Origin of the sequence: Paenibacillus beijingensis (assembly GCF_000961095.1) — a bacterium.
GTDB lineage: Bacteria > Bacillota > Bacilli > Paenibacillales > Paenibacillaceae > Paenibacillus_O > Paenibacillus_O beijingensis.
The window spans coordinates 3108946-3122558 of sequence record NZ_CP011058.1; the positions used below are offsets into that span (position 1 = coordinate 3108946).

The 13613-nt window shown below is 55.2% G+C and carries 10 protein-coding genes and 1 pseudogene; 9 read left to right on the forward strand and 2 right to left on the reverse strand.

Annotated elements, in window-relative coordinates; genetic code table 11:
- Positions 1–601: 601 nt before the first annotated feature.
- Positions 602–1573: an aldo/keto reductase gene (locus VN24_RS14095; protein WP_045670920.1), complete on the reverse strand. Its 972-nt coding sequence runs from the start codon at positions 1571–1573 to the stop codon at positions 602–604.
- A gap of 297 nt (positions 1574–1870) precedes the next feature.
- Here VN24_RS14095 and VN24_RS14100 point away from each other — a divergent pair, with 297 nt between their 5' ends.
- From VN24_RS14100 to VN24_RS14140, 9 genes and pseudogenes are all read left to right on the forward strand, one after another.
- On the forward strand, positions 1871–3172 hold the full coding sequence (locus tag VN24_RS14100) for an ABC transporter substrate-binding protein (RefSeq protein WP_045670921.1): 1302 nt from the start codon (positions 1871–1873) through the stop codon (positions 3170–3172).
- Positions 3173–3215: 43 nt separating this feature from the next.
- Positions 3216–4139 (forward strand): carbohydrate ABC transporter permease, encoded by a 924-nt coding sequence (locus VN24_RS14105; RefSeq protein WP_045670922.1) that lies wholly within the window; start codon positions 3216–3218, stop codon positions 4137–4139.
- Positions 4121–4938, forward strand: a pseudogene (locus VN24_RS14110) (carbohydrate ABC transporter permease). Before VN24_RS14105 ends, VN24_RS14110 begins: the two are co-directional and overlap by 19 nt.
- Positions 4939–5009: 71 nt before the next feature.
- A complete protein-coding gene (locus VN24_RS14115) occupies positions 5010–5699 on the forward strand; it encodes a PIG-L deacetylase family protein (RefSeq protein ID WP_052702952.1) in 690 nt (229 codons plus the stop codon).
- A gap of 36 nt (positions 5700–5735) precedes the next feature.
- Positions 5736–6665, forward strand: coding sequence for a helix-turn-helix transcriptional regulator (locus VN24_RS26350; protein ID WP_052702953.1), 930 nt, complete (start codon positions 5736–5738; stop codon positions 6663–6665).
- A 221-nt stretch (positions 6666–6886) separates the two neighbouring features.
- Positions 6887–7648: an ABC transporter ATP-binding protein gene (locus VN24_RS14125; RefSeq protein ID WP_045670923.1), complete on the forward strand. Its 762-nt coding sequence runs from the start codon at positions 6887–6889 to the stop codon at positions 7646–7648.
- Entirely contained in the window at positions 7645–8664 is a 1020-nt protein-coding gene (locus VN24_RS14130) for an ABC transporter permease (protein ID WP_045670924.1), read from the forward strand. Before VN24_RS14125 ends, VN24_RS14130 begins: the two co-directional genes overlap by 4 nt.
- A gap of 65 nt (positions 8665–8729) precedes the next feature.
- On the forward strand, positions 8730–9395 hold the full coding sequence (locus tag VN24_RS14135) for a TetR/AcrR family transcriptional regulator (protein ID WP_045670925.1): 666 nt from the start codon (positions 8730–8732) through the stop codon (positions 9393–9395).
- A gap of 319 nt (positions 9396–9714) precedes the next feature.
- Entirely contained in the window at positions 9715–10950 is a 1236-nt protein-coding gene (locus VN24_RS14140; RefSeq protein ID WP_045670926.1) for a multidrug effflux MFS transporter, read from the forward strand.
- Positions 10951–11762: 812 nt separating this feature from the next.
- Here the strand turns inward: VN24_RS14140 and VN24_RS14150 are convergent.
- Positions 11763–13559 carry an amidase gene (locus VN24_RS14150; RefSeq protein ID WP_158453675.1) on the reverse strand — a complete coding sequence of 599 codons (1797 nt, stop codon included), beginning with the start codon at positions 13557–13559 and terminating at the stop codon, positions 11763–11765.
- Between the last annotated feature and the right edge of the window lie 54 nt (positions 13560–13613).

Sequence of the window (13613 nt, forward strand, 5' to 3'; positions counted from 1 at the left end):
AGAGAGGCTGCGCGGGCGGGTTTGATCTTCCGATCGCTGTTGTGGCCGGATTCCTGGATTTAATAAACCCTTAGCAGGGTTAGAATCCGTCCACAAAGGCGAGCGCTGGCGCTTCTCCAGATTCAAACCCGCCCGCTTCGCTCTCTTTTTCGGAGAGGGAGAGAGAAAGGAAGAGACGCTGCGCGGGCGGGTTTGATCTTCCGATCGATGTTGTGGCCGGATTCCTGGATTTAATAAACCCTTAGCAGGGTCAGAATCCGTCCACAAAGGCGAGCGCTGGCGCTTCTCCAGATTCAAACCCGCCCGCTTCGCTCTCTTTTTCGGAGAGGGAGAGAGAAAGGAAGAGACGCTGCACGGGCAGGTTTGATCTTCCGATCGCTGTTGTGGCCGGATTCCTGGATTTAATAAACCCTTAGCCAGGGTCAGAATCCGTCCACAAAGGCGAGCGCTGGCGCTTCTCCAGATTCAAACCCGCCCGCTTCGCTCTCTTTTTCGGGGGAGACAGAAAGAAAAGGGCAGCTGCGTGATCAGGAAGATTAAAAAGGAACGCCTCGCGGGCGGATTTGATCTTCAAATCGCTGGAGCGGCGTCTGCCGTTCTACTAAAGCCGGTACACGGCGAACGGTTTGCCGTAGCGGAATGGTTCGCTGAGTTCGTCCAGCTTCTCGAGCAGCTCTGGAGCCGGTTTCAGCGTAACGCTCTGCAAGTTTTCCTCCAGCTGGGCGGTTGAGGTCGCGCCAACGATGACGGAGGATACAACAGGCCGGCTTATGAGCCAGGCCAGCGACAGGACGCCGGGCGTGCATCCGCACTCGCGGGCGAGCGTAAGCACGCTGCGGCCGAGCTCGATCCGCTCCGGATCGAGAAAGCGGGCGAAGCTCGGGTCGGTATCGGCACGGGAGCCCGCTGGCGGAGCCGCCTCGAATGCATATTTGCCCGTCAAAATCCCGCCGGCAAGCGGAAAATACGGAATGATCCCGACGCCCTGATCCAGGCAGAGCGGTACAAGCTCCGCTTCCGGCGCCCGGTCCGCGAGCGAGTAGCTCGTCTGTGTAGAGACGAAGCGGCTCGCGCCGAGCTTTTCGCTCACGCCGAGCGCTTTCATCAACTCCCATGCGGCATAGTTGGATGCTCCAATATACCGCACCTTGCCGGAACGTACCATATCCTCCAGCGCGCGCAGCGTCTCGTCGAGCGGGGTATCGGGATCAAACGTATGGATCTGGTACAGATCGACATGATCGGTGCGCAGCCGCTGAAGGCTGTCCTCCAGCTCGCGCATCAAATGATAGCGGGATGAGCCTCGGGCATTCGGATGCTCCCCGCGCGGCAGCCCGGCTTTCGTCGCCAGAACGGCTTCATGGCGTCTTCCCTGCAGCGCAATGCCGATGATGCGCTCCGATTCCGTTCCGGCGTAGATGTTGGCGGTGTCGATGAAATTGATGCCGGAATCGAGAGCCTGGTGGACGATCCGGACGGATGCGTCCTCATCCGCTCGTTTGCCGAATGCATTCGTGCCCAGACCGAGAGCGGACACCTTCAAGCCGCTGCCGCCCAATTTGCGAAATTCCATTGCTGCTTCAACTCCCTTGTTCAATATAAGGACCATTATACACCTGCGGAGTATTTTATTGCCTTCTTGCTTTAATGGGAAATCCCGATTTTACGCTCGAAGGTAAAAATATCTAATGTTTTACGCAAATGATCATTAGCGCAATCAGGCTTGTTTGAGTTAAACTATAAGTATTCCGATTAATTTATAAGGTTTTATCGGTGGCATTCGTTACATAAATGAACAACGCCTCGGGGTTGCGGAAGATGAGCAGTAATTTCATTCAAATAAGATTGTTATGGGGAGTGGGAGAGAGATATGAAAAAAAGGCTTGCAGGTATAGCTACAACCGGTTTGGCGTTTTTAACGCTTTTATCCGCATGCGGCAGCAGCGGCAGCGGTCAAAGTCAAACTTCCGGCAGTGAAGGTTCTAGCTCGGGCGAACAGAAAGCGGAGCAGGTAACGCTGACTTACGGCCTGTGGGATCAGGTTCAAGTGCCGGCAATGGAAGAAATCATTGCAAAATTCAAACAGCAGCATCCGAATATCGACGTGAAGATCCAGCTGACGCCTTGGAGCGAATATTGGACCAAGCTTGAAACGGCGGGGACGGGCGGCACGCTCCCCGATGTGTTTTGGATGAACGGCGGCACATTGCCCAAATACGCGGCGAACGGTCTGCTGCTTCAGCTGGACGATTATGCGAAGCAGGACAGCTTCGATTTCGGCGCTTACCCGCAGCCGCTTGTCAATCTGTATTCTTATGACGACAAGCATTACGGCGTTCCGAAAGATTATGACGTCGTAGGGTTGTGGTACAACAAAACGCTGTTTGATGAGGCTCACATCCCTTATCCGGACGAAACATGGGACTGGAACAAAGCGGTGGAAGTCGCCAAAAAGCTAACCAATCCGGAGAAAGGAATATGGGGGCTGCCCGCACAATTCCAAGGACAAACGGGATATTACAACACGATCCTCGAAGCGGGTGGCGGATTCATTTCCGAGGACGGCAAAAAATCGTTGTACGACACGCCGGAAGCCATCCGCGGCCTGAAGCTGCAGACCGACCTCATCCACGTTCACAAAGTGTCCCCGACGCTGGCGCAGATGACGGACACCGCTCCGAAGGATTTGTTTAAATCCGGCAAGGTCGCCATGCTGACGGACGGCTCGTGGAACGTGAAAGATTTTGCGACGAACGAATATACGAAGGATAAAATCGATATCGCAGTGCTTCCGAAAGACAAGCTGCGCACATGTGTCATTCACGGTCTCGGCAATGTGGCCGCAGCAAATACGAAGCATCCGAAGGAAGTGTGGGAATTTCTGAAATTCCTCGGTTCCAAGGAAGCGGCGGAAATTCAGGCCAAGGACGGAACGGCGCTTCCGGCCATTGCGGGCGGGCAGGAGTTGTGGATCAAGTCGGTTCCGCAGTTCCATCTTCAAAAGTTCATCGATATGGCGAACCAATCGATTCAGCTGCCGCGTGCCCCGGTTACGGCCAAGCTGGACGGGCTCGAGGCGGAATATTTGAAAAAAGCCTATACAGGCGAGGCAACGCCTGAGCAGGCGGCCAAAGAGCTGGCCGAGAAAATTACTGAGCAGCTGAATAAATAACGATTGCGGAAGCTGTGCCCCTGCGAGGAAAGGAGATGATACGATGGCGGTTCACCAGGAGCTTGCGGCAGCGGTCCCCCGCAGCCGGAAGTCAAAATTGAAACGGCGCGAATATCTGTGGGGATACGGGATGATTTTACCCTTATTGCTCGGCGTCGGCGTGCTGTTTATATGGCCGGTAGTCCGGACCGTCTATCTTTCTTTCACGGAGTGGGGAGACTTCGGCAAGTATCATTGGGCAGGCGCGCATAATTACGTCAAACTGGCGAGCGACCCGGAAATCGTCCGGGCGCTCCTCCATACGCTGTTAAATGTCGTGCTCTATGTGCCCGCCATTGTGGTGCAGGCGACGATTGTTGCCGTGCTGCTGAGCCAGCCGATTCGCGGTGTTTCCCTGTACCGCACCGTTTATTTCCTGCCGGCGGTCATGATGCCGGCCGCGGTGGCCATGTCATGGCGGTGGCTGCTTAACGGCGATTACGGCTTGGTGAACGCCGTGCTGAAGCTATTTTCCATTCAAGGTCCGAGCTGGCTGACCGATCCGAGGACGGTGCTGCTGACGGTGGTCTTCGTTGCCGTCTGGAGCATGGTCGGGTTTCAGGCCGTCATTTTGATCGCCGGCATTAAAGGAATTGCGCCCTCTTATTATGAAGCGGCATCCATCGAAGGGGCGGGTCCGCTTTCCAAGTTTTTCGGCATCACGCTGCCTCTTCTGACGCCGGCTTTGTTTTTCGTATCGGTAACGTCGTTAATCGGCGCCCTGCAAGTATTCGATCTGATTTATATGATGGTCGGAACGGTGGCGATCGACAATGCGGATACGGTCGTTTACTTATTTTACAAGCAGGCGTTCGTAAGAAATGATAAAGGCTATGCATCCGCCATCGCGGTCGTATTGTTTGCACTCATTCTGCTGCTGACGGCGCTGCAGCTTAAAATTCAGCGAAAATGGGTGCATTACGAATGAAAATTACGGTTCATCTAGTTCTTATTGTCGGTGCGCTCATTATGGCGGCCCCGTTTGCATGGTCGCTGCTGACGTCGCTCCAATCGGCGGAGGAATCGACGCGGATTCCGCTCACTGTGCTGCCCGAGAAGCTGCGGTGGGATAATTATGCCAAGGTGGTCGAACTGCTGCCTTTCGCGAGATTTTATTGGAATACGGCAATCACGACGCTGGTCAAGGTAGCCGTTTGCGTTCTGCTCAGCTCGATGGCGGCGTATGCGTTCGCGCGCATCCCGTTTCCGGGCCGAACGGCTTTGTTCCTGCTGTTATTGTCCGTCATGATGGTCCCTGGACAGGTGTTCATCATTCCGCGTATTTGCTGATGAAAGATTTGGGCTGGCTGAACTCGCTGAAAGCGATAACCGTCACCGGCATGTTCAGCGTGTACAACACCTTTTTGCTGCGCCAGTTTTTTCTCGGGTTGCCAGCGGAATTGGAGGAAGCGGCGAAAATCGACGGCTGCCATCCGTTTAAGGTTTACTGGCGGATTATGCTGCCGCTGGCTAAACCGGGTCTCGTATCGGTGACGATCATTACGACGCTTTGGTCATGGAACGATTTTCTTTGGCCGCTGATCGTCAACAGTTCGCCGGAAAAAATGACGCTTGCCGTCGGCCTCGCTTCTCTTCAAGGACAGTTTACGACCAACTACCCGGTGCTGATGGCCGGCATGCTGCTCGCTGTATGGCCGATGATTGCCATTTTTGTGCTGCTGCAGCGCCAATTTATTGAAGGCATCACGCTTACGGGAATCAAGTAGAAAAGGCTCGATCACAATGAGTCAAAAAGTTTATGGAATTTATAATTGAAAAGCTTACAGGAGAGATCGGGATGGAAAAGTGGAGAGTACTGCTCATTACGGCTCATCCGGACGATGAGACATCCTGCGGAGGAACGCTGGCGAAGCTGGCGGACGCAGGTCACGAGATTACCGTGGCGGTCGCTACCAGCGGCAACCGCGGAACGCAGGATCCTTCAATACGCCCGGATCAATTGGCGCAAATCAGAGAACGGGAGATGCAGGAAGCATCCTACATTCTGGGTGTGCATAAGCTCATCGGCCTCGGTTACGACGACGGGACGCTGGCGGACCAAGCCGGGCTGAAGGAGCATCTATACCGGCTGATCCGTTCCGAACGGCCGGATATTGTCATTACGCTTGATGCTTGGCGAAAATATGAATTTCATCCCGACCATCGCGCGCTCGGCCTTGCCGCAACCGAAGCGGCGTATTTGGCCGACGGCTGCTGGTATTATCCGGAACATGCCGAAGAAGGGCTGAAGCCTTGGAAACCGCAGGAAGTCTACTTGATATGGTCGGACGATCCGAACTATTCCGTTGATGTATGCGCTACGTGGGAACGCAAGCTGCTTGCCGCAGACGCCCATGTCAGCCAGTCTTCCGGCGGCAGGACGTTCCGTGAAAATTTTGTAAACTGGATTACGCTGCGTGCTCCCGGAGGAGAGGTTCAGAAGGAAGAATCGTTCCGAAAAATATACGGGACAAGCTTGAACATATGATGTCAGATTCAAAACGAACGAGGCGGGGTGGGGAAGATGGGAGTCAATATGAACGAAGGCTCACTGCAAGGAAGCCTGCCGAATTCCTTAAAAACGTTTCAAGGCTTCGAACCGTTCCAAATTTTCGTCAACCGTAACGAGGGAGATTGGCGGATGCCGTTCGAATGGCACGAGCCGCTTGAAATTTTTTATGTAAAATCGGGTCGGGGGCAGTTTTATATCGATGATAAAGTGTATGTCTTCGAACCGGATGATCTGTTCGTGATCGGAAACCGCGAGCTGCACAAAAGCCAGCTGATTGACCATGAGCCGTTTGAAGTGCTGGTCATCATGTTCGATCCTGAACTTGCAAAGGCGGTTCAGGTTGAAGACGGGATGGACCCGCTATCGCTATTTTATGAGCGCGATGTCGGCTTCTCCCACTGCCTGAAAGTTCGGGAACCGCTCAGGAGCAAGCTTTCCTTTGCGTTTGAGCGGCTGCAAGAGGAGCACGAAGGCGGCACAGACAGCTACTCCCGCCGGACGATCGTTTCGCATTTGCAGTGGCTGCTTGTGGAACTGAACCGGGCCTACAGGGGGAACACACCATACATCCGTCTGGACAATCATTCGAAAGTCCATTTCAAGCCGGTCGTTGCGGGTGCGATGGAGTTCATTAACGAGCATTACAACGAGGATCTGCATCTGGACCGGATCGCCGGATATCTTGGCGTCAATCCGTCCTATCTTAGCCGGGTATTCAAACAGAATTCCGGCTTCTCGCTCGTCGAGTTCATCACGTTCAAACGTGTTTGGCGGGCGAAGGAGATGCTGCTATACACAAACCGTAAAGTGACGGACATTGCATACGAGATCGGGTATAACAACGTCACTCATTTTCAGTGGACATTCAAAAAAATGTTTGGGGTCAGTCCCAGTCAATACCGGAAGCTGCCGCGAGGTTATTATCGTTTGCAAAAGTACTGAGCGGCGCGAGGGAGGCAGAATCAAGAAGCCAAGGCGGCGAAAGCCTGGCTTTTTTTGTTCTATAGGAGGCCGACCGCATCACGACCGCTCGCCAAGTTTGCAAATCCGGTTTCTTCTTATCGAAAAAAATGAGAGTGATTACTCACTTTACAATTTAACGATCCGGCTGTATCATGAATGTGAGTAATCACTCATTTTTGGTTATAAGGAGAGTGTTGTCCATGTCCTCCATCTCTGCAACTGCGTCGGGCGTTCATGACGCGCCGGTCGTGGAGCTGGACCGTATCGTACGCCGGTTTGGCGGCCGCGCCGTTCTGGACGGCATTTCGTTGCGCGTAGAGCGCGGCGAGCTGTTCGGTCTGCTCGGTCCGTCCGGCTCCGGCAAAACAACGCTTGTGAAAGTGATGACCGGCATCGACAAAGCCGATGAAGGCTCGGTTCATATGCTCGGCGAGCCGATGCCGAAGCTGTCCATGCTGCAGCGGTTCGGTTATATGGCGCAGTCCGACGCGCTCTACGGAGAGCTGACGGCGAAAGAAAACCTCGTTTTTTTCGCTTCGCTGTACGGACTTAAGGGAGCGCGCCGCAGCGAACGCATTCATGATTCGATGGCGGTTGTCGGCTTGCTTGACCATCTGAACAAACCAGTTGGCGCGTATTCCGGCGGCATGAAGCGGCGGTTGTCGCTGGCGATTTCGCTGCTTCACGAGCCGCAGCTGCTCGTGCTGGATGAGCCGACCGTCGGGATCGATCCGGTGCTAAGGCAGTCGATCTGGAAGGAGCTTGCGAAGATGAGGGAAGGCGGCACGACGATTATTTTGACGACGCATGTAATGGATGAGGCGGACAAATGCGACCGGCTCGCACTCATTAAGGACGGCAAGCTGACCGCCGTCGGCTCGCCCGCGGCGCTTAAAGCGGAAACGGGAAGCGAAACGATCGAAGAAGCGTTTATCGCGCTGGGGGGAGGTATCCGATCATGAGAATCCGCGCACTTGCCATCCGCATTATCCGCCAGTTCGTGCGGGATAAACGTACGCTCGCGCTGCTATTTTTGGCGCCGCTCCTCATTCTTTGCCTGGTGAAGCTGGTGTTTAACGGCCAAACGGTCCACCCGGAAATCGGAATTGTGGGCGTCCCGCAGCTGCTCGCCCAGCGGCTGGAGCAGACGGACGCGCATATTACCGTGTACGATGATGCCGGAAGCGCCGAAGAAGCGCTGAAAGCGGGCGATTTGCACGCCGTGTTGACGCTGGCGGACAGAACGCCGCACATCCGGCTTGAAGGCAGCGACCCTTCCGAGAGCAAAATGGTGCTGCTGCTGCTCCAGCGGACGATGCAGGCGGATATGCCGTCGGTGCAGCCCGACGTTTCTTACCTGCACGGCTATGAAGATATGACCTCGTTCGATTCGTTCGGTCCGGTGCTGATCGGGTTCTTCTCATTTTTCTTCGTCTTCATGCTGGCCGGCGTTTCGTTTCTTAGGGAGCGAACGAGCGGCACGCTGGAGCGGCTGCTGGCGACGCCGATCCGGCGGTCCGAGGTCGTGGCGGGTTATTTGTCCGGCTTCGGGTTGTTTACCTTGTTGCAGGCGGCGCTGATCGCCTGGTTCGCCATCGACGTGCTCGGCCTCTATATGCAGGGATCTATCTGGCTGGTGCTGTTCATGAATTTGCTGCTGTCGCTGACGGCGCTGACGCTCGGCACGCTGCTCTCGTCTTTTGCCGGCAGCGAGTTTCAAATCATTCAGTTTATCCCGCTCGTTATCGTGCCGCAGGTGTTTTTCTCCGGGTTGTTCAATCTGGACGCGATGCTGCCATGGCTGCAAAACTTAAGCCTGATCATGCCGCTTTATTACGGGGCGGATGCGATGCGCGGCATTATGATCCGGGGCGAAGGCTGGGAGGGAATTCAGCTTGACGTCTACGTGCTGATTGGTTTTTCGCTGGCGTTTGCGCTGCTTAATGTGCTGGCGCTGCGCAAGCACCGGGCGATTTAACAAGGTCGGGAACTCTATGATATGATGGGTACGAAAATTGGAATGAAAGCAAGGAGTTGTAAAATATGCGAGAGTCGACCGAGCAGTGGATTGAAGAGCTGCTGAAAATCGACGCCGGGGAAAAAATGACCGAGAAGCAGTCCAAAATATTGGCGGCGGCAATCGAAGTTTTTTCGGAGAAAGGATTTTCGGCGTCTTCGACGAGCGAAATCGCGCAGCGGGCGGGCGTAGCCGAAGGCACGATATTCCGCCACTATAAAACGAAGAAGGACCTGCTCGTGTCGATCGTGGCGCCGACGATGGCAAAGCTTATGGCTCCGTTCGTGCTGCGCGGCTTCAACAAGGTGCTCGATGTCGAATACGAGCGCTACGATCAGTTTTTGCGCGCGTTCATCGAGAACCGAATCGAATTTCTGAACAATCACCGCAGCGTGCTGAAAATATTGGTGCAGGAAATCCCGTTTCATCCCGAGCTGCGGGAGCAGTTTTTTCAAAATATTGCTTCCAAGGTGCTGGAGCGGCTTGGCGCCATCGTCGGAAAGTTCCAGGCGCAGGGCAACATGGTTGAGCTGCCGACGTTAACCGTTCTCCGCTTAACCGGTTCGGCTCTATTAGGCTATACGCTGTCCCGCATGTTCTATGGCGAACGGGAAGGAGCCGACTGGGACGACGAGTATGAGCGGGAACAGACGATTGCGTTCATCATGCGGGGTCTCGGGATGAACGGGTGACAGGGGCGGCAATCGACCTTTTCCGCCTTTTGTTGCGTCGACGGCGTTCGGCGAATATTGCAATCGACGGCGTTTTCTGCGCCGCAAGCTTCGACGGCATTTTTCAGTGCCGCAAGCCTCGACGGTATACCCGGTTTTTCGCGCGCGGTATTTGTCGGCGATTTCGGCGCGGAATCATCATTTTCGAAACTGTTTCGAGCTTTATTTATCCATTATGCAAACATTTAGCGGATATTGGGTTGCATACCGTTTCACGTGGAACGGTCTGTTCGGATCGCTAAGAACAGACTAACGATCACCGGAAAGAAAGGCGGTATCAATGAATCATTCAATTGAAACGGATCCGAACACGATGCCGCAGGCGCCGGTCCGCACCCGAAGACTCGGCATCGCCCTCATGCTCGGCTCGCTTACGGCCATCGGGCCGTTTTCCCTGGACATGTATTTGCCTGCGCTGCCGGGGATGACGGGCAATCTGCATACGAGCGCTTCGCTCGCCCAGCTCAGTCTGACCGCATGCATGCTCGGACTGGCGCTCGGGCAGCTGCTGGCGGGACCGCTCAGCGATACATATGGAAGGAAAAAGCCGCTGATTGCGGCGCTGGCCGTTTATACGCTCTCCTCGTTGCTCTGCGCGTTCAGCCCGAACATCGGAGTGCTCGTGGCGCTGCGCTTGATTCAAGGGTTGTCCGGCGCGGCCGGCATCGTCATCTCGCGCGCAGTCGTGCGCGATTTATTTTCCGGAAACGAGATGACCCGCTTCTTCTCGCAGCTGATGCTCATAAACGGGGCCGCCCCCATTCTGGCGCCTATCATTGGAGGGCAGCTGCTCAAGGTCGTCTCTTGGCGGGGCGTCTTCGTCGCGCTGTTCCTGCTCGGGGCCGCGCTGCTGCTCGCCGTTCTGTTCACGCTGCCGGAGACGCTGCCGGCCCGGCGCCGTTCAGGCGGCGGACTTCGACAGACGCTGCGGACGTTCCGCGGCTTCGCGTCCGATCGGCTGTTTATCGGTTATGTTCTCGCTATGGGACTGGTGTCGGCGGGCATGTTCAGCTATATTTCCGGATCGCCTTTCGTCATCCAAAATGTGTTCGGCGTATCCGAGCAGGGATACAGCCTTATCTTTGCGATGAACGGCGCCGGCATAATTCTCGCTTCCCAGATTGCCGGTCGCCTCGCCGGAAAAATCGCCGTGGAGCGGCTGTTTGGCTTCGGCATCACTACAGCTGTGGCGGGCGGAACCGCGCTGCTGCTGTCAATCGTGCTGGATGGGGGACTCGTTCCGGTCGTCATCTCGCTGTTTTTTGTCGTATCCAGCGTCGGGATTGTCGGCACGACGTCCACATCGCTGGCGATGCAAAATGCGGGGCAGGCCGCGGGAAGCGCCTCCGCGCTGCTCGGCATGCTGCAGTTTGTGCTCGGGGCGGCCGCTTCGCCGCTCGTCGGGCTTGGCGGCGAGGCCGCCGCGCTGCCGATGGCTGTCGTCATTGCCTCGGCCGAAGCGCTGGCCGTCGTCATCTGCTTTACATTAATCAGAGGCGCCGGGCGGCGGCAGTAGCTTTGTTGGCATCCGCTGCGTCATTCAAGGTGATGAAACAAAAACTTGATTATGTTAAGCAACAGAGGCTGTCTAATAAGTATTCACGCGTATGAGCTAGTCCTAAATAGGACAAAAGGGGACCTCCTGTTTCGCCTGGCAAAGCGAAGTCGGAGGTCCTTTTGTACAATTGAAATGTCTCAAACCTGCGAATGTGCAGGTTTTATCGGTTGAAACCGTATGTGGAGAGGGAATACCTGCGATGGTGCAGGAATTCCCAGCCTTTTATTGCCTGAACGGGAGATGAGGGCGACAAAAAAAGTTTTCGCAGGAATTTTAACGTAGTCGAAAAATAAAAAGAAAAAAGATGTACGAACGCATGTTTTTCAAAAATATCCCTTCGTACAAAGCGATGAGATAAACCTTTATCGAGGTCTTTCGAAGATGTGCGACCGCGTTTAAAGGTAGGTTTATTCGCCAATAGGAAAGTTCATTTCGACTTCATGCTTTATCGAAATTAAACTTTCCTATGTGGTAAAAAAGAACGAACCGGCCAAGGATAGCCCCTTGACCGGTTCGTTTTTCGCTTTTGAAGCTGAAGAACTTGATTGATACGACTAAAAGCCTGCTTATGGGACAGCCCCTGCATCCTTTCGGATCGTTTGAGCTCATTGAATTGCTGAATCGGAAAGATATTTGGATGATTGCTTCGTTAAACGCATCACTCATTCAACTGCGAGAGCCGCCGGCCTGCAAGCCCGCTAACGGTAACTTCGGTTGCAATGCGACTTCGTTTGCAATATGATTTCGGTCGCACAATAAGGATAAGTGGTTTACGGAGTCGCCAAGGTGGCGATTTCCGGCAGTGCAGGCTCGACTCTCTTTTTCGTCGAGTTTTCATAAGCGCTGGCAATGTGAATGATTGCGGGCTCGTCAAACGCCCGGCCGAGGAACTCGATGTTTGCGGGCATGTACGTTCCCGTTTTCGATTTCGCATAGCCCATCGGAACGCTGATGGCCGGGAATCCCGTGTTTTCGCTCCATCTGCTGAACAGTCCGGCTTGCTCTTTGCCGATCAAGTCGGCCAGCTGTGCCGAACTCGGGTACGCGATCGCCGCGAATCCGTTTTTTGCCATCGTATCGAGCGTCCAATCCTGCAGCGCGGTGCGCATCGCAAGCGAACGCTGGTAATCGACATTGTTGTTGAGCGCATCCGGATCGATCTTGATTTCGCGGTCGTAAGATTCTTTCGCATACGGGCTGTATTTACCCGAATCGTAGAGCCCGCGGAACGTTGTCACAGGAACGTTGCCGCCCTGCTCGGCAAGGAATTTGTTCACGTCGCGGGCCGACTCGAACGTGATGACCGACGAACCTCCGAGCAGGCTTTTGGGCGGCCCGGCAATCTCGACGACTTCTCCGCCCAATGCTTCAATGTCTTCGGCCGCCTTGCGCAGCAGAGCGACGACCGGTCCTTTCGGTTGGTCTCCCCAGATTGCGAGGCCGCCGGTTACAAGGCCGATTTTGACGCCGTCCAGCCGGCCGCCCTTGGCGAACGAAGCGTAGCCTTCGGCAGGAATTTTGCCGACGCTGCGCGCCGTTACGGGATCGGCCGGATCGTAGCCGGCGATAAAATCAAGTCCGGTTGCCGCGTCCTTAACCGTTGCGGCGAGCGGGCCGGCCGTATCCTGGGTCAGTGCCCGCGGAAAAATTCCGTGCGCGCTGACCAGACCCATTGTCGGGCGAATCGTGACGACCCCGGTCAAAGCAGCTGGAATGCGAAGCGATCCGCCCGTATCCGTTCCGATCGCTAATGGGGCATATTGCGCGGCGATCGCCGCTGCGCTGCCGCCGGATGAGCCGCCGACCGTACGCGTGAGGTCATATGGATTTTTCATGGCGCTTTTGAGGCTGGAGATGCCGTAGACGGCTGCCGCGAAATCGTCCAGGTTGGTCTTGGCGAGCACGATGGCCCCTTGCTCCTCCAAGCGGTTAATGACGGTGGCGTTGCTGTCCGGAATCCAGTTCTTGAATAGTTCGGACCCGTTTGTCGTAGGCATATCGTCCGTATTGATGACGTCCTTGACGACGACGGGAACGCAGTGGGCTGCACCGAGCGCCGCGCCCGAACGCTGCTTTTTGTCCAGTTCGGCGGCCTCAGCCTTGGCATTTTCGTTCATGTTGATAATGGCATTCAGCATCGGTCCTTGTTGATCGTAGGCTTCGATCCGGGCCGTGTATGCGGATATTAATTGCTGACAAGTGAAAGCGCCGGAACGGAGGCCGCTTTCAATCTGCTCAATCGAAAGTCCTTCCACGGTATCGGCCGAGATGGAGGCGAGTCGCGCATAATGGGCTACGCGCGCATTCAGCGCCGCCGCTTCCGCTTGGGAGAGAACGACACCGTAACCGAACCTGCCGTTGCCGACTCCGTTCATAATGCCCGCTTTCGCTACGGCTCCGACAGCGCCGGCATAGGGGCTCGATGACGGCACGTCCGAGAAGGAGGACGGCGCATCGCTAAGATGGAAGAGACTTTGCACCGTCTTGGCTGCATCCTCCCGGGTAACCGGGGCATTTCCGCCCAAAAGTTCCGAAGCCGGCTCATTTGGTGCGTTTTGCTTCAGCATTTCCAACAAAACCGTTTGTGTAATGCCCGTTGATGCAGGTGTTTCCGGTTGTGC

Bases quoted from the DNA above. Each gene is read 5' to 3' on its own strand.
- VN24_RS14095 (WP_045670920.1), bottom strand. From the start codon at position 1,573: ATGGAATTTCGCAAATTGGGCGGCAGCGGCTTGAAGGTGTCCGCTCTC.
- VN24_RS14100 (WP_045670921.1), top strand. From the start codon at position 1,871: ATGAAAAAAAGGCTTGCAGGTATAGCTACAACCGGTTTGGCGTTTTTA.
- VN24_RS14105 (WP_045670922.1), top strand. From the start codon at position 3,216: ATGGCGGTTCACCAGGAGCTTGCGGCAGCGGTCCCCCGCAGCCGGAAG.
- VN24_RS14115 (WP_052702952.1), top strand. From the start codon at position 5,010: ATGGAAAAGTGGAGAGTACTGCTCATTACGGCTCATCCGGACGATGAG.
- VN24_RS26350 (WP_052702953.1), top strand. From the start codon at position 5,736: ATGGGAGTCAATATGAACGAAGGCTCACTGCAAGGAAGCCTGCCGAAT.
- VN24_RS14125 (WP_045670923.1), top strand. From the start codon at position 6,887: ATGTCCTCCATCTCTGCAACTGCGTCGGGCGTTCATGACGCGCCGGTC.
- VN24_RS14130 (WP_045670924.1), top strand. From the start codon at position 7,645: ATGAGAATCCGCGCACTTGCCATCCGCATTATCCGCCAGTTCGTGCGG.
- VN24_RS14135 (WP_045670925.1), top strand. From the start codon at position 8,730: ATGCGAGAGTCGACCGAGCAGTGGATTGAAGAGCTGCTGAAAATCGAC.
- VN24_RS14140 (WP_045670926.1), top strand. From the start codon at position 9,715: ATGAATCATTCAATTGAAACGGATCCGAACACGATGCCGCAGGCGCCG.
- VN24_RS14150 (WP_158453675.1), bottom strand. From the start codon at position 13,559: ATGCTGAAGCAAAACGCACCAAATGAGCCGGCTTCGGAACTTTTGGGC.